This window comes from Pseudomonas sp. Sample_11 (assembly GCF_004307505.1).
In the GTDB taxonomy this organism is placed as follows: Bacteria; Pseudomonadota; Gammaproteobacteria; order Pseudomonadales; family Pseudomonadaceae; genus Aquipseudomonas; species Aquipseudomonas atacamensis.
Window position 1 is genome coordinate 1 of sequence record NZ_RCOD01000091.1, and the last position, 14,730, is coordinate 14,730.

The 14,730-nt window shown below is 54.9% G+C and carries 14 protein-coding genes; 8 read left to right on the plus strand and 6 right to left on the minus strand.

Annotation, left to right across the window (positions count from 1 at the left end; genetic code table 11):
- Nucleotides 1-264 precede the first annotated feature (264 nt).
- Nucleotides 265-1,227 (plus strand): hypothetical protein, encoded by a 963-nt coding sequence (locus tag D8U60_RS24275; protein WP_130901119.1) that lies wholly within the window; start codon nucleotides 265-267, stop codon nucleotides 1,225-1,227.
- Between the two features lie 264 nt (nucleotides 1,228-1,491).
- Here the strand turns inward: D8U60_RS24275 and D8U60_RS24280 are convergent, their stop codons facing one another.
- Both D8U60_RS24280 and D8U60_RS24285 read right to left on the minus strand, forming a co-directional pair.
- On the minus strand, nucleotides 1,492-2,877 hold the full coding sequence (locus D8U60_RS24280) for an AAA family ATPase (RefSeq protein WP_130901120.1): 1,386 nt from the start codon (nucleotides 2,875-2,877) through the stop codon (nucleotides 1,492-1,494).
- Nucleotides 2,874-4,022, minus strand: a complete 1,149-nt coding sequence (locus D8U60_RS24285) for a DUF262 domain-containing protein (RefSeq protein ID WP_130901121.1) — start codon at nucleotides 4,020-4,022, stop codon at nucleotides 2,874-2,876. The genes D8U60_RS24280 and D8U60_RS24285 overlap by 4 nt, the downstream gene beginning before the upstream one ends.
- Before the next feature lie 611 nt (nucleotides 4,023-4,633).
- Between D8U60_RS24285 and D8U60_RS24295 the strand changes: the two genes are divergently transcribed.
- On the plus strand, nucleotides 4,634-4,993 hold the full coding sequence (locus D8U60_RS24295) for a DUF6124 family protein (RefSeq protein ID WP_065616219.1): 360 nt from the start codon (nucleotides 4,634-4,636) through the stop codon (nucleotides 4,991-4,993).
- Nucleotides 4,994-5,234: 241 nt separating this feature from the next.
- Here D8U60_RS24295 and D8U60_RS24300 read toward each other — a convergent pair whose 3' ends face one another.
- Nucleotides 5,235-5,846: an EcsC family protein gene (locus D8U60_RS24300; RefSeq protein WP_241663573.1), complete on the minus strand. Its 612-nt coding sequence runs from the start codon at nucleotides 5,844-5,846 to the stop codon at nucleotides 5,235-5,237.
- A 572-nt stretch (nucleotides 5,847-6,418) separates the two neighbouring features.
- On the opposite strand from D8U60_RS24300, the gene D8U60_RS24305 reads away from it, so the two are divergent.
- The gene (locus D8U60_RS24305; RefSeq protein WP_130901123.1) at nucleotides 6,419-6,778 is read left to right on the plus strand and encodes a DUF6124 family protein; all 360 of its coding nucleotides are present in this window, start codon (nucleotides 6,419-6,421) and stop codon (nucleotides 6,776-6,778) included.
- Between the two features lie 76 nt (nucleotides 6,779-6,854).
- Here the strand turns inward: D8U60_RS24305 and D8U60_RS24310 are convergent, their stop codons facing one another.
- From D8U60_RS24310 to gspI, 3 genes are all read right to left on the minus strand, one after another.
- A complete protein-coding gene (locus D8U60_RS24310; RefSeq protein WP_130901124.1) occupies nucleotides 6,855-7,094 on the minus strand; it encodes a hypothetical protein in 240 nt (79 codons plus the stop codon).
- Nucleotides 7,095-7,132: 38 nt separating this feature from the next.
- Entirely contained in the window at nucleotides 7,133-7,864 is a 732-nt protein-coding gene (locus D8U60_RS24315; RefSeq protein WP_130901125.1) for a hypothetical protein, read from the minus strand.
- A gap of 284 nt (nucleotides 7,865-8,148) precedes the next feature.
- Entirely contained in the window at nucleotides 8,149-8,523 is a 375-nt protein-coding gene (gene gspI, locus D8U60_RS24320) for a type II secretion system minor pseudopilin GspI (RefSeq protein WP_130901126.1), read from the minus strand.
- 190 nt (nucleotides 8,524-8,713) lie between these two features.
- Here gspI and gspG point away from each other — a divergent pair, with 190 nt between their 5' ends.
- The 5 genes from gspG to gspD are packed head-to-tail and all read left to right on the plus strand — an operon-like array spanning nucleotide 8,714 to nucleotide 14,138.
- Nucleotides 8,714-9,130 (plus strand): type II secretion system major pseudopilin GspG, encoded by a 417-nt coding sequence (gspG, locus tag D8U60_RS24325; protein WP_130909885.1) that lies wholly within the window; start codon nucleotides 8,714-8,716, stop codon nucleotides 9,128-9,130.
- A 47-nt stretch (nucleotides 9,131-9,177) separates the two neighbouring features.
- Nucleotides 9,178-10,098, plus strand: a complete 921-nt coding sequence (gspK, locus tag D8U60_RS24330) for a type II secretion system minor pseudopilin GspK (RefSeq protein ID WP_122612089.1) — start codon at nucleotides 9,178-9,180, stop codon at nucleotides 10,096-10,098.
- Complete coding sequence (gspL, locus tag D8U60_RS24335) at nucleotides 10,095-11,216, plus strand: type II secretion system protein GspL (protein WP_130901127.1); 1,122 nt, start codon at nucleotides 10,095-10,097, stop codon at nucleotides 11,214-11,216. The genes gspK and gspL overlap by 4 nt, the downstream gene beginning before the upstream one ends.
- The gene (gene gspM, locus D8U60_RS24340; RefSeq protein WP_130901128.1) at nucleotides 11,209-11,757 is read left to right on the plus strand and encodes a type II secretion system protein GspM; all 549 of its coding nucleotides are present in this window, start codon (nucleotides 11,209-11,211) and stop codon (nucleotides 11,755-11,757) included. Before gspL ends, gspM begins: the two co-directional genes overlap by 8 nt.
- A complete protein-coding gene (gspD, locus tag D8U60_RS24345) occupies nucleotides 11,754-14,138 on the plus strand; it encodes a type II secretion system secretin GspD (protein ID WP_130901129.1) in 2,385 nt (794 codons plus the stop codon). The genes gspM and gspD overlap by 4 nt, the downstream gene beginning before the upstream one ends.
- The last annotated feature ends 592 nt before the right edge of the window (nucleotides 14,139-14,730 follow it).

Below are 14,730 nucleotides of genomic sequence, written 5' to 3' on the forward strand. Positions count from 1 at the left end.
GAGGTTGGGGGAGGGGGTGGTTTTGCCGAGGTTGGTGAGGCAGTGATTTGGAAGTCGAGATCATTATTTTTACCGTTTCTTTAGGGGCCAGTTCAAGTACCTTTTCAAGAAGTAAAACTGACAAACAAAGAGTATTCTGCTTCTGGTTTCGGGCGGAAACGGGTCGTCGCGAGTATCCGCTATTAGCCAAAAGCGGCCCGTCGCGAACGTGAGGTTCCGGTATTTCTAAGTTCAGTTTGTCTATAGTAATCCCTAGGGGGCACAATGGCGAAACTAGTAAAATTTTTGCTGGATGAGCGAATTGCACAAGTGCGATCTAGGCTGCACATTGGGCAGGTTGAAGGCGCGATATATGAGGCAACTATTAGGGTTAGTGATCTGGAACGTTCATTGAAAGCGCTGAAAGACACTGATAATACTGAGCTGTTTCGATATTTCCCTGTCGCTGCTGTAGCGACATTGGAAGCGCATTTCAGGTCAAGCGTAGCGATGATTGTGGATAAGGGGGGCGAGTATTTTAAGAGAGGAGTAGCACTTGTAAGCGATAAGTTGAAGGCATCTGAAATAATACCAATGATCCATAAGAAAAATGTGAGTATTGGTGAAGTTGTAGCTTACAGCTTGCCATTTAGTTCACTGGCACACCTTGAGGATGTCTTCGATGCTTTATTAGGTCAGAAATTTAAGCAGCTTGCTAAAGCTGCTAAGGACCCATACTTCACTAGAAATAATGTTCCTGAGTGCGAGCTAATAGCTGGCGATATTTCTGGGCTGTGGGAGAATCTGCACAAAACCTTTCATGACAGACATGTTATAGCACACGAATCGGCTCCTCAGTTTGTCATGGATTATGATAAAGCTTCGACAGCAGTGAACAGCGTTAAACTGATAATTGAAATTATTGACGCTGTGTTTTGGTCCACAGTCTGGAGGGATGAGCCGCTTACTCAATATGAAATGAATATGGCGGCATGGGAGCGGTACAAGCACACTCGTATAATGCTTGCTACAGCAATACGAGTAAAGCGAAAAGAGTATGATGGCTGCTTGGGAATATCTCGATTTAGGGTACTGCACTTTCAGTGGAAAAATTGGGTTGCTGGATGGTGTTCGTTCAGTGCGGACAGGTTCATGGGCGGGTCAATTAGACCTATGATCCAAGCGTCAGAGTTATCTCAAGCTTATGAAGACAGAGTTAAGCAAGTCGAGCGTATTACTGGGTTCTGATATGATTAGCTTTAAGCTGAGATCAACCAAGTAAAGAATCAGGGCCTAGCCTACCTAGGTGTGATTTTTTTTCAATTTCTTTTAAGAGGCGATGAGCGTGGAGCGGCCGATTTCTGTAGGTGTTTGTTGACTACATTGGGTTGGGTGTCGCCCTAGGTGAGAGAGAGGCCGTATTCACTCAAGAAGTTTACCGAAACTATAGTCATGCAAATAGCTAAAATAAGTTAGCCACCGAGATGGTGGCCATAGTTGAATTAGGAATCGTTAATCTGGGTAGGTGCTGCGTACCATTTCGATATCGTCGTCTGTTAATTCCGAATCTACATCCATCATGAAGTCATGAATTTCTTGCTTGATAGGATAGTGCTCAAACCACAATAAAAACGCAGTTTCGTAAACTATAGTGCGTACTTCTCTAAAGAGAAATTTTGAAATTTCTTCAAATTTGTCATGCTTTTCATAGCCTTGGCATAGACGGATGGCATCATCAAGGCGGTCTCTTCTGACTCCGAGTCTTTTTGCAAAATCGGCTGTATTAGATTGGACTACTGTAAAAAGTTCATTTTCAGGCTCAAGAGTCCCAGGTAAAAATTTAAACGCAGGACCGCTAAATTTGACTACTCCTTTTTGATCTGCATCAATTATACCTTTAATAGCGAGTTCTCTTTGTTGTCGCGCATAGCGACTCACCACCTCATACACATTAGACTCACCACCCATGAACACGATTTCGTGGCTTCTTCTAATTCCACTACCATACAGATCAACAAGTTTCTCAAAGAAGACCTTCGCTTTATTGTCTTCCAGAAAGAAAACCCCCTTGGTTATCGGCGAGACACCAAGCTCAGCTAGATAACTGCTTCCAATTGCCAAGGTCCAATGAGCGGCTTGCGGACGTTTCATAACGATGACTCTTTGCGTGCCAAGTCTTGAAATGATGAAAGGGGAATGTGTAGCTAAAAATAGTTGCTTACCTTTATCCGCAGATAGGAATACGAGTAGATCCACCATTCTTTCTTGCGCCGCCGGAGTTAAACCTGTTTCAGGTTCTTCTAAGAAGAAAATGCCGGGGTGATTATTTTTTTTAGCAAGCGTCCAGTAAATGAACAATACAAGCTGCTCACCCATGGATGCAGTGAAATTATCATGTTCTACACCATCCTTTACGAATACAAAGCGTGGGCGATATTCATCCTCGCCAATCACGACCTCTTCAATGCTAATAGAGTCGTAACTGCAGCCTAATACATAGTTGATTAAGCTTAGTTCTTTCGCTTGAAGCTGTGCAATTCCGCCCTGTCCAAAAGTGCTTTTGAAGTGCTCGAGAGTAGAATTAGCCTCCCGGAGCTCAGTCAGTGGCTCACATAATGTTGCTGATATGGCACCGCCCGGAAACTCAATTATTGTGCCATCATAAAGTTCAGCTTCATGGTCGTGAAAATTAACTCTGTTATAGTTAGGGTCTGTCAAAAAAGAAAAAAAACTGCTTTTCCCCGCTCCATTTGCACCCACTACAGCAAAGATACCACCTGGCTTGAACTCCAGAACCGAGTTGGGCGAGGTTAGTTGTCTTAACGAAACGACCCCCGCAGCGGCCTTCGGAACTTCGTCGAGTTTCTTCCAATAGTCTTGGATGGCAGCTTTTTTCATTGAAGGCCCCACCGTTCTTCGTCCATGAAGGAAATCAGCATTTCTTCGTTTAAGCTATCAAATGAATGGATTTTTTCTAAAATTGCATTAGCCCGTCGACCGATATTGCTTTCATAAACTTGGCCATCCATCCATCCAACCAAGTATATGATTAATAGCCTTAGTTTGACAGGTGTGGCATCGTTAACGCTAGACGCCGCCCGCTCATTGTAGATGTTTATCAAAAACGCTAACTTACTGACTTCCTCGCTACTTTCTCTTGTGGACTCCCGAATGCGCTCGAAGTGACAAAGATGTTCGATATTTTCAGGTGATCTGTCATAACACAGATAGATTAGCCACGTCAGCAACGTTGGCTTGTTTAGCTTTGGTTTTATGTTGAATCTCAAACTGCGCTCACAAGCTTGTGAAAGGGCGCCAATTGCCTGGGAAGCTTGTATTTCGATGAATTCTGGTACTGGAACACCTGCCCTGTAAAACTCAACAAGATTTACATCTGTAATTTTCTTGTTTATGTTTTTAGTATGAATGGCATATACGAGACGAGCTATGACATCATCGTAAGACAATCTATTATTGTTGAATCCGATAAGCGAGCCATTAATGCCCAGTGAACCCATACGAGCAACAAGATTCTTTATTTGCTCGCGAACGGGACCGAAAAATGTATTCCTTTTTTCTGCAGGGGTAAGAGTGACCCCTTGATTTAGTCTAAAGAAAAGCTCATAGGGCTCGCCTTCCTTATAGTCATAAAGTTCATGAACTCTTAGGGAGTACTGCTCGATTCTGTATCGAATAGCTTCAGGCAGTTGACTAAAACGTTTTCCGTGAAGGCATGAAATTTTTTCATCATAAGGTTCAATAGTTCCATCAATTGGAAAATCATCCTCCAGGAAGTCGACGATTGAACTCAGTCTTTGCTGACCATCCAATACCTCTTGGTGCTCTATTGCCTCGTCACGAGTTGTGATAACAAGAAATATCGGTGGAAATTTCCAATCTCGTAATATCGTATCAATCAGTCCTTGTTTCTTCGACTTACTCCAAACCATATCTCTTTGAAAGTCTGGTCGTAGATCAATTGAACCACGCTTAATTCTATGATAAATCGACGCGATATCCGGGTCTTTTGCGTTTATTTTCATGACTTCCTTCTCGAATCTATTTGACAGCACATTGGCCCTGCATAGCCAAAGATACAACAAGTAATGGCTGTTAAGACTACAGTAAATTTCAGCCCCTCGTAACGGTAGTGTACGGCTTACTGAGGCATTTTCTTGAGGATTTTAGCACTGTGAAAACCCTTGAAAAAAGGGGACTGATTTATTTCCAAAAAATAAATCTGAGAATCATCTGACCGGCCTCCCCACCTCATGGAAGTGCCACAGTAAGGTCCCAATAAACACCAATGTTTAAAAAGACATCTCCAAACACTCTCTCAGGCTACACACCCTTGCGCCTTGGCCTACAGCTGCGCCAGAATCCGCCGGCTTGTGCGCTTTGTACCTGGTCTTTATTGTCTACGTGTCGCTGGCAACCCAGCGACCGGGTTTAGCGACCTGACCAGGTATAAGTACAACGACGCTCCAGCTTGTCGCAGACGTTTGCGACGACGATATGGTGGCTGTGCGTGGGAGACCTTCGCGTCTGCCGGGTCTTATACCTCTCGGTTCGCTAACCCGCGTACAGCTGCCACCCTTACTTGTTTAGCGACAGGCGCTGGTGGTTCCACCAGGTATAAATATGGAGCTTCACCATGATCAAACCAACACCCAACCCGCCCGAAACCGATCCCACATCTCCCTACGAATCCCTCGATTCCAACAAACTCCACGAAGCCGCCGACCGCGCGCTCGATCATTACCTGTCGCCAAACAATCTCCTGCCTCCGCCGCGCAAGGCGCGTGGGATGTATGCGGTGACGGCGGATACCAAGAATGAAGAACTGCTGGCTGATGCGAGTGAAACGCTTGCTTCGGCGAAGACGATTGCTCAGGACATTTCCAGTTTGCTGCCAGCGCCGCAACGGCGGGCGTTGTTGGGGGTTGCTCAACTGATCATGCTGGGGGAGCTGGCGGTGAATCGGGCGCTAGATAATTTGGAGTTGCCGGGTTGATGCGGGTGTCGGGATCACCTGGTGATTGATCAGGTGTTTATTCTGGCGCTTTCGCGAGCAAGCTCGCTCCCACGGGGGGTATGCTGATTGCTGATGGTGTGTACGACGTTGGAAACCTTTGGAAAGACAAAGGGGCGGATTTATTTTCTAAAAATACATCCGACCCCTCTGTAGCGCTTGCTGCTTTTGCCTCTGCATTTGCATGAACACGGGGAAATACAGCTAGCGCTAAAACGGTCCGTTATGCAGCAGCCACTTCTTTTGGTGTAAATGTATCGCGCGCTACATTACCGACGGTGTTGGTCGTGTAGGCATCGAAACTTCCACCAATCAGGCCTCCCAGCAGCGGCACAGCTTTGCCAAGATTGATCACGCCTTTTTCACCAAACTTAGTGAACAGCTTGAAGCCAACCTTTTTGTTTATCTCTATCAGAGTCTTACCGGAAATGGACTTCACGGCGTTCATCGCAAGTTTGTTGCCTACGGCAATACCGATGTCTTTTAGCACTTCTTTGGCGGAGTTGGCTGTGAGACAGGCGAAAACGAGAGTCTTGACCTTGTCATCCTTCACGTCGTAGCCACCTAGGTGGGCGATGGCGGCGATCATACGAATTTGTACGAAAAGCACACTTGTGATGTTGGCGGGCAACGCTACGGGCAGCGTAATCAATCCACCTAAGCCGGTAATGAAGCCAGAGGTGGCCGATTTGGTGTTCTGCCAGCGAATCAGGGAGTTAGCTTGATCGTAAGCAGGGCTTTCCTCTTTGGCGTAGCTGGCTGCGAGCTCCTCGGCGGAATCAAGACCGGAGAACCCATTCACAGACCTCTCGTAGGCCCAATCAAGTACCTGCATTATCTTTTCTTGACTTATAAGTTCCATCTTCAGTCTCAGTGTATGAATAGTGGCCTTATGATGCCATACATGCCTGGTTATTTACATCACTTCGCTTTGAATAAATTCGCTCAAATGCTATCGCCGCCGCGCTGACGGCATAACTCCACTTTCTAAATAATCGCCCAGACCCCCGCGATTAAATGCTGCGGGACAGGGGAACACATTCGCGGGCTCGATAAACATCAATGTTTAAAAAGACATCTCCAGTCACGCTCCCAGGCTACATCTCCTTGCGCCTTTGCCTACAGCTACGCCAGAATCCGCCGGCTTGTGCGCCTTGGGGGCGGGTTTTATTGTGGTGCGGTCGTTGACGAATCAGCGATCGGATTTGACCGTCCGCCCAATATCAAGGCGCGCCAGCGTTCTGCACCTGTTCAGGCATTGTCTGAAATTCTGTTGCGGTGGCTGTGCGGGGGACACCTTCGGGTGTGCCGGATTCCTTGATGTCCGGTCGGTCAACCCGCGTACAGCTGCCACCCTGTTTGTTTGACCGCGAACGGTGGCGGCTCCAGTCATCAAGGAGCTTCACCATGATCAAACCAACACCCAACCCGCCCGAAACCGATCCCACGTCTCCCTACGAATCCCTCGATTCAAACAAGCTCCACGAAGCCGCTGACCGTGCGCTCGATCATTACCTGTCGCCAAACAATCTCCTGCCTCAGCCACGCAAGGCGCGTGGGATGTATGCGGTGACGGCGGATACCAAGAATGAAGAATTGCTGGCTGATGCGAGTGAAACGCTTGCTTCGGCGAAGACGATTGCTCAGGACATTTCCAGTTTGTTGCCGGCGCCGCAGCGGCGGGCGTTGTTGGGGGTCGCTCAACTGATCATGTTGGGGGAGCTGGCGGTAAATCGGGTGATGGATAATTTGGAGGTGGCGGGGTGAGGTAGATGACCGGGGGCGCCAGATAGGTGATTTGTCGTTAGAGCTGGCGCCTTCGCGATCCTATCTCGCGGCCCCGTTACTCATCCCATCCGTGCTCTGCGTAGGACATCTGATCATGCTCGGGAAAGTCTGTCCGGTATTCACCCCAGTCCATGAAGGAATAGTATTTGGTCATCGCCTCGAAGTAACTGTCCGCTTCGACTGTCCAGATCAGCTGGGAGTTTGGTGAAAGTAGACTGCGCGCGTCATCACCGTGAATTCCCGCCAGGCAGAAAGTCTGACAACCATCAGGCTCCAACCAAAGTTCATGTTTCATGCTCATAGCTCGTTTTCCCCTGCCTTTATGGCGCTGATCTACGCCAGTGCAGCTTCGTCGACCGCAGCCATCGATTCCCTGCGCTTCGCAATTAGCTCAAGCTTGTCCGAACCCGAAAGATGTTTTCCCGGTGTAGGCAAGGCGGAAGCTGTGGCCTCGCACCAACGTGAATACAGAACGCTGGTACTGGCGAAATCTGCTAGTTGCGCCTTGCGCGCCAATGCCTGCTCGATCTGTTCAGCGATTACGGGATTGACTTTGGAGTAGGCAAACTGCGAAGACGGGTGATTAACAACTGCCACAGGTATACCGCCCGCTAGCGCGGTAACTCGACCTCTGTTTCGTTTGCTGAAGCAGACGATCAACTCTGGTGCCAGCACCTCCAAGACTTCAGTAAACGATTGCTTGCCTTTCTCCCAAGCTGCGGCCGATGGCGCTTTGAGGGGGCCGGGTAAAAACTCTTGGATGAAGTTGTAGTAGGCAATGCTATGCCAAAAATCACTCCTATCTGCTTTGGAAAAGTGCTTCCTGGCATTCAGGATAGAAGCCATGATTTTGGTGAAATGTGCATGTTGCCGAAGCTTAGCTGTCGCTTGAGGGTGTTTCTGACCCAAGGCCAGGGCCTTCAATACCTCGGGAGTGGCTGTCGGGCGTTCATGTTCTTTGGCGCCATAGTGAGATTCGCAGACCACGAGAATGCGTAGACCGTGGATGCCGCGCTCGTAATGGGCGCCGACCCAAGGTGCGAAACGGACCGTAGATTTGCTCATTGCCGTCCTTAGTTTGTTTGCTCAGGCCAACACTTTTGGCTCAACCGTAATCACATCATTTTTTTTGAATACTAGCGACCGGATTTTGAAGCCGGATTGGATACCGTCATGGGCGCTGTAATTTTTGGAACTTGGCCGGCATGGCTGGCGGTGGCACATGTGACCATTTCGGTGTTTGATACTGCGCCTTCGCGAGCAGGCTCGCTCCCACAGGGGGATTTGTGTTTGTTGCGGGAGGGAAGGTCAAAAGATCGTCCGATCGCGGCCCGAGCCTTCGGCAGCTCCTACGGTGGGCGGGTCAGTAAGGTTTCCAACCTGGCCAACGGCGGCGCATCCTGGTTTCGGTCGAATACCTGAATGCCAACCTTGAGCAACCGTCCATTCTCTGCGCCGGCGATCACCTGTTCGCAGCGCAACATAAGCCGTCCTTGATCACATTCAACAGCCTTCATCCCATTCGGCAACCGGCCTTCCAGACGCAGCTCAGCCATCCGGCTCTGCGCGGCAATCAGCGCGATCGATCTATCGCGCAGCAGCCCATTGCTCTGCGTCATCAACCCCGCGACGCGCACGGCGGCGGACATGGCGACGGCGATGATCGCCAGTGCCACCAGCACTTCAATCAGGGTGAATCCTTCCTCTCGCGTTCGCGCGCGCATACATGGCCCAAAATCAAAACCCAGCCCTCGACGCTAACCCCCGTCCTTGACGGCTTGACGACGGAAACACCCGAGGATTTTCAACATCCCTGACATATCTTCTTGCAACACTGCGCGTCGAATTCGGATCAAGCCAGGGAATGTCGAGATGGATATCGCACCTTTGAACACGCTCAGTCAGTCGCCGCGCATGCCGCGTAGCCAGCAGGGTTTTACCTTGATCGAGATCATGGTGGTGGTGGTGATTCTGGGGATTCTGGCGGCGATGGTGGTGCCCAAGGTGCTCGACCGGCCGGATCAGGCGCGGGCGACGGCGGCGAAGCAGGATATTGGTGGGTTGATGCAGGCGTTGAAGTTGTATCGCCTCGATCACGGCACGTATCCGAGCATGAATCAGGGGCTGAAGGTGCTGGTCGAGCGGCCGGCGGATGCGAAGAACAGCAACTGGCGTTCGTATCTGGAGCGTTTGCCGAATGACCCGTGGGGCCGGCCTTATCAGTACCTCAACCCGGGCGCAAATGGCGAGGTCGATATCTTTTCCCTCGGCGCCGATGGCCAGCCGGACGGTGATGGCGTGAATGCCGATATCGGTTCCTGGCAGTTGTAAGGCCGGCCGTGAACACAGGTTCGCTCAACGGGGCGAAGCAACGGGGCATGGCGATTATCAGCGCGTTGTTGATTGCCGCCGTGGTGGCGGTGATTGCGGCGGGGATGTTGACGCGTCAGAGCGTGGCGACCCGGGCGCTGGAGGCCGATCAGCAGCGGGTGCAGGGGCGTTGGGTCGCGCAGGGTGGTCTGGAGATCAGCCGGCAGTTGCTCTGGGATGCGCGGCTGCGTGATCCGTTGACCCGGCGTGATCAGCCTTGGGCGCAGCCGTTGCTGGCGGCAGGTTTTGCCGGGCGGCTGGAGGACGAGCAGGGCAAGTTCAATCTGCGCAATCTGGTCGCCAATGAGCGCATCGATGAGGCGCAGGTGCAGGCGTTTGAGCGTTTGTGCGAGCTGATTGGTGTGAGTGCCGTTGTCGGCCAGCGCATTCGTCAGCGCGTGATTGCCGGGTATCCGCATTTGCTGAATGCGCAGATTGGTGCGACGGGCAAAGCCGGTTTCGACAGCGGCCGCGCGACGTCGCCGGATGCCGATCACAAACCGCCACCGCCGAAGGTGCCGATGCTGCGCACGCTGGATGATTTGCGCAGCGTCGAAGGCATCACCGATGCGCTGATCGGCCAACTGGCGCCGTACGTGACGGTGATTCCGGCGACGACGTGGATCAACGGCAACACCGCCACGGCGCAGGTGCTGGCGGCGTATGTGCCGGGGCTTTCGCTGGAGCGGGCGACGGCGTTGATTGCCGAGCGTGACGCCGGGCGCTGGTTTATCAATCGCGGCGATTTCGTGAACCGCTTGCGCATGCCGCAGCTGGAAATGAGCAGCGTCAAGGTCGGTATCACCAGTGACTGGTTTCGTTTGCGCGGTGAAGCGCGGCGTGATCAGCGCCGGGTCAGCCTCGACGCGTTGCTGCATCGCAGTGAGGATCGGCTGCCGCAGGTGATCTGGTCGCGGGTGGGCGCATGAGTCAGTTGCGCGTCGCGTTGCCGCCGCTGGCGGAGCTGGAGTTGCACAGCGAAGTGAGTTGCGCCTGGCTGGATCGTCAGGGGCAGGTCAGTCGTGAGGAACGGCTCACTTTGAGTCAGTTGGGGCAACGGCCGAAGCAACCACCGCTGCTGTGTTTTCTGCATCCGGCCGACAGCCTGCTCGCCAGCATTGATCTGCCGCCGCTGCCCGCGAACAAAACGGCGGCCGCTGTGCAGTGTGCGGCGCAGGCGTTAATGCTCGGCGACAGCAGCCAGATGCATATCGGCCACAGCCCTCGTGATGCGAGTGGGCAGGTGCAAATCGCCTGGGTGGCGCGGCAGCATTTGCAGGGTCTGGCTGCGGTGCTCAAGCAGGCGGGGTTGACGCTGCGCGGTTTGTATCCGGCGCCGTACAGCCTGCCAGTGCTGCCGGGGGTTGTCGCTTGTGTGGCGGACGGGCATTTGCTCCGGCGCGAGAGTTTGAACAGCGCGCAGGTTGAACCGTTGCTCGGTGACGAAGTTGATGAGGCATCGTTCGCAGCTGACGCGACACAACGCTGGATCGGCCCCTTGCCCGGTTGGGGTTTGCGCGGTGGCCTGCAGCAAACCGGCGGCGAGCAACGTGGCTGGGGTCGCGCTGTCGGGTGTGTGGCTTTGGCCGTGGCAGTCTGGGTGATCGGGCTGAATATGTACGCCGCTCGCGAAGCGCGGCAGGGCCAGCAGCTCAAGGCGCAAATGAGTCAGCGGGTGAAGCAGGCCTTTCCCGAATTGCCGGTGATTCTCAACCCGCTGCAACAGGCGCGTCAGCAATTGGAGCAGCGGCAAAAAGGCGCGGTCGATGACCCGGCGCAGAACTTCAATCGGCTGGTGTTGCAGGCCGGCACGGGCATGCCGTTCATGGCCGGCAGTGTCGAGCGCCTGAGTTACCGCGACGGCGTCTTGCAACTGGCCTTGCTCAGCGATGCAAACCGTGGCGGCAACGACAAGGACTGGCAAAGCACGTTGGCCCAGGCCGGCATCAGCGTCACTGCCGATGACGAAGGCTGGACCTTGCGGCCGAGCGATGAATCCAGCGCAAACACCAACGAAGACGACGACAGCGGAGCAGACGATGAGTAGGGCGACGCTGGCGATTTACCGTGCGCGTTGGCAGCGCTTGCGCAGCCAGTTGCAGGCGCGTTGGCAGCCGTTGGCGCTGCGTGAAAAACGCATGGTCGCCGGCATGGCGCTGGTGCTTGTCGGTCTGTTGATCTGGCTGACGCTGGTCAAGCCGCCGTTGGCCAGGATCACTGTCTGGCAGAACGAAACGCCCAAATTGCGCGCGCAAACCGAGGCGCTGGAAGTGCTGTTGCGCAGTGTCAACGTGCGACCGCAAGGGCAAAACGTTGACCAGTCGCTGGAGCAAAGTCTGCAAGCGGCGGGGCTCGCCGGGCATTACCAATTACAAGCGGCGGAGGGTGGCGCGTGGCAGCTGAATGTCGACGCCGCGCCGGCCGATGCGCTGCTCGACTGGCTGCTCAGCCAGCCGTCACAACTTTCTCTGCAGGTGGTCGAGGCGCAGTTGCAGCGCGCAAGTGCGGCCTCGACCGAAGTCACTGCCGGCACATTGTCAGGCACCGTTCGCATGGATCAGGCGCAGGGCGCTAAGGAAGCTTCATGAAGGAGTCACGCTGCAAACCGGCACGTCTGGCGCTGCCGTTGTTGCTGATGGCATTGAGCGCGTGCAACAGCACCACGGCGCCGCAGAATCAGCCGCCGCTGTTGGTCGACAGCGAACTCGGGCGGCCGCTGGCCAACACCCAGCGCAGCGGCGATGCGGTGGCCGATCGCGAGCGGGCGCAGGCCCAGGCGCGACCGGTGCCCAAGCAGTTGCACAACATCAGTCAGCGTGGGCGCAGTGCTGGTGTTGCGCCGAGCAATGCGATCCCGCGCAATCCGTTGGGCGAGCAACCGGTGACGCTGAATTTTGTCGAGGCGGATATTCAGGCGGTGGTACGGGCGCTGTCGCGGGCCACCGGGCAGCAGTTTCTCGTCGATCCACGGGTCAAGGGCAATCTGACGTTGGTCTCGGAAGGTCAGGTGCCGGCCCGTCAGGCCTACGACATGCTGCTCGCGGCGTTGCGCATGCAAGGCTTCAGCGTGGTCGATGTCGGCGGCGTGGCGCAGGTGGTTCCCGAGGCCGACGCCAAACTGCTCGGCGGGCCGATCTACAGCGCCGACAAACCGGGCGGCAACGGCATGCTCACGCGCACGTTTCGCCTGCGATACGAAAACGCGGTCAACCTGATCCCGGTGCTGCGCCCGATTGTCTCGCCGAACAATCCGATCAATGCCTACCCCGGCAATAACACCGTGGTCATCACCGATTACGCCGAGAACCTCACCCGCGTTGCGCAGCTGATCGAGAGCATCGACACGCCGAGCGCAATCGACACCGACGTGGTGCAGATCCAGAACGGCATCGCCGCCGATATCGCGCCGATGGTGGCCGACTTGCTCGACGCGCCGGGCAATGATCCGACGCAGAAAATCGCGGTGATTGGCGACCCACGTTCCAACACCATCATCATCCGCGCCGGCAGCCCCGAGCGCACCGAGCTGGCGCGCAACCTGATCTACAAACTCGACAACGCGCAGAGCAATCCGAGCAATCTGCACGTGGTTTATCTGCGCAACGCCCAAGCGGCGAAACTCGCGCAGGCGTTGCGCGGTTTGCTTACCGGCGAGAGTGACAGCGGCAGCAGCGACGCGGCGCGGTCGGTACTCAGCGCGATGGGCAGCAGCAACGGCGGCAATACTGGGCAGAACGGCCAGAGCAGTACGCCGAGCACTGGCACTTCAACGACGACTGGCAGCGGCGCAAGCGGCGGCAGTTATGCGCAGGGTGGTGGCGGCAGCAGCAGTGGCGGTACGCAGAGCAGCGAACAGAACGTTGCGTTCAGCGCTGGCGGGGTGACGATTCAGGCTGATGCCACCACCAACACGCTGCTGATTTCTGCGCCGGAGCCGCTGTATCGCAATTTGCGTGAGGTTATCGATCTGCTCGATCAGCGCCGTGCGCAGGTGGTGATCGAGAGCCTGATCGTTGAGGTTGGCGAGGACGATGCCAGTGAATTCGGTGTGCAATGGCAGACCGGTAACCTCGGCGGCAAGGGCGTGATCGGTGGCGCCAATCTCGGCGGCGCGGGGCTAAACACGGGGGCCAAGAACAGCATCGACGTGTTGCCGCAGGGTTTGAACCTCGGCTACGTCAACGGCACGGTCGACATCCCCGGCATCGGCAAGATTCTCGACCTGAAAGTGCTGGCCCGGGCGTTGAAGAGCAAGGGCGGCACCAACGTGCTGTCGACGCCGAACCTGCTGACCCTGGACAACGAAGCGGCGAGCATTTTTGTCGGCCAGACCATCCCGTTTGTCAGTGGTAGCTACGTCACTGGCGGCGGGGGCACCAGCAACAACCCGTTCCAGACCGTGACCCGCGAAGAGGTCGGCCTCAAGCTCAACGTACGCCCGCAGATTTCCGAGGGTGGCACGGTGAAGCTGGATATCTATCAGGAAGTCAGCAGCATTGATGAGCGCGCGTCCAACAGCGTGACCGCGGCGGGCATCGTCACCAACAAACGGGCGATCGACACCAGCATTCTGCTCGACGATGGGCAGATCATGGTCCTCGGCGGATTGCTTCAGGATGGTTACAGCCAGAGCAATGATGCCGTGCCGTGGCTGGGCAGCCTACCGGGCATCGGCGCGCTGTTTCGCAACGAACGCCGGGCGATCACCAAGACCAACCTGATGGTGTTCCTGCGCCCGTACATCATCCGCGACAGCGAAGCGGGGCGCAGCATCACCCTCAACCGCTACGACTTCATGCGCCGCGCCCAGGGCGGCTTGCAACCGGAACGCAGCTGGGCGATGCCCGACATGCAGGCGCCGCAATTGCCAAGCGCCGCGCAAGGCGTGCCAGCGCCGGGGCCGGGGCCGACATCAGGCCCACGCGCGACGATCAAAGCCGTACCGATTGAAGGGAGCACCCGGTTTTGACTGGAATGATGATTGTGGCGAGGGGATTTATCCCCGCTCGGCTGCGCAGCAGTCGTAAACCGGGCACATGCGATTTTCCTGGAGAAACCGGTTCTCAGGTTTTGGGTCTGCTTCGCAGCCCAACGGGGATAAATCCCCTCGCCACAGGGGAACCCAGTGCCACAAGAGATCTCATTGCCACAGGGCATCCCATTGCCACGGCACCGATTGAAGGGAGCACCCGGTTTTGACTGAGATGATGACTGTGGTGAGGGGATTTATCCCCGCTCGGCTGCGCAGCAGTCGTAAACCGGGCACATGCGATTTTCCTGGAGAAACCGGTTCTCAAGGTTTGGGTCTGCTGCGCAGCCCAACGGGGATAAATCCCCTCGCCACGGGGGTTCTCATTGCCACTGAGGACTCCATTGCCACAGGGCAGCCCATTGCCACGGTGCCGATCGAAGGGAGCACTCGGTTTTGACTGAGATGATGATTGTGGTGAGGGGATTCATCCCCGCTCGGCTGCGCAGCGGTCGTAAAACCGGTACACGCGATTTGCCTGGAGAAACCGGTTCTCAAGGTTTGGGTCTGCTGCGCAGCCCAACGGGGATAA

What these genes read in the sequence shown, in the direction of transcription:
- D8U60_RS24275 (WP_130901119.1), top strand. Translation starts at nt 265, where the DNA reads ATGGCGAAACTAGTAAAATTTTTGCTGGATGAGCGAATTGCACAAGTG.
- D8U60_RS24280 (WP_130901120.1), bottom strand. Translation starts at nt 2,877, where the DNA reads ATGAAAAAAGCTGCCATCCAAGACTATTGGAAGAAACTCGACGAAGTT.
- D8U60_RS24285 (WP_130901121.1), bottom strand. Translation starts at nt 4,022, where the DNA reads ATGAAAATAAACGCAAAAGACCCGGATATCGCGTCGATTTATCATAGA.
- D8U60_RS24295 (WP_065616219.1), top strand. Translation starts at nt 4,634, where the DNA reads ATGATCAAACCAACACCCAACCCGCCCGAAACCGATCCCACATCTCCC.
- D8U60_RS24300 (WP_241663573.1), bottom strand. Translation starts at nt 5,846, where the DNA reads ATGCAGGTACTTGATTGGGCCTACGAGAGGTCTGTGAATGGGTTCTCC.
- D8U60_RS24305 (WP_130901123.1), top strand. Translation starts at nt 6,419, where the DNA reads ATGATCAAACCAACACCCAACCCGCCCGAAACCGATCCCACGTCTCCC.
- D8U60_RS24310 (WP_130901124.1), bottom strand. Translation starts at nt 7,094, where the DNA reads ATGAAACATGAACTTTGGTTGGAGCCTGATGGTTGTCAGACTTTCTGC.
- D8U60_RS24315 (WP_130901125.1), bottom strand. Translation starts at nt 7,864, where the DNA reads ATGAGCAAATCTACGGTCCGTTTCGCACCTTGGGTCGGCGCCCATTAC.
- gspI (WP_130901126.1), bottom strand. Translation starts at nt 8,523, where the DNA reads ATGCGCGCGCGAACGCGAGAGGAAGGATTCACCCTGATTGAAGTGCTG.
- gspG (WP_130909885.1), top strand. Translation starts at nt 8,714, where the DNA reads ATGCCGCGTAGCCAGCAGGGTTTTACCTTGATCGAGATCATGGTGGTG.
- gspK (WP_122612089.1), top strand. Translation starts at nt 9,178, where the DNA reads ATGGCGATTATCAGCGCGTTGTTGATTGCCGCCGTGGTGGCGGTGATT.
- gspL (WP_130901127.1), top strand. Translation starts at nt 10,095, where the DNA reads ATGAGTCAGTTGCGCGTCGCGTTGCCGCCGCTGGCGGAGCTGGAGTTG.
- gspM (WP_130901128.1), top strand. Translation starts at nt 11,209, where the DNA reads ATGAGTAGGGCGACGCTGGCGATTTACCGTGCGCGTTGGCAGCGCTTG.
- gspD (WP_130901129.1), top strand. Translation starts at nt 11,754, where the DNA reads ATGAAGGAGTCACGCTGCAAACCGGCACGTCTGGCGCTGCCGTTGTTG.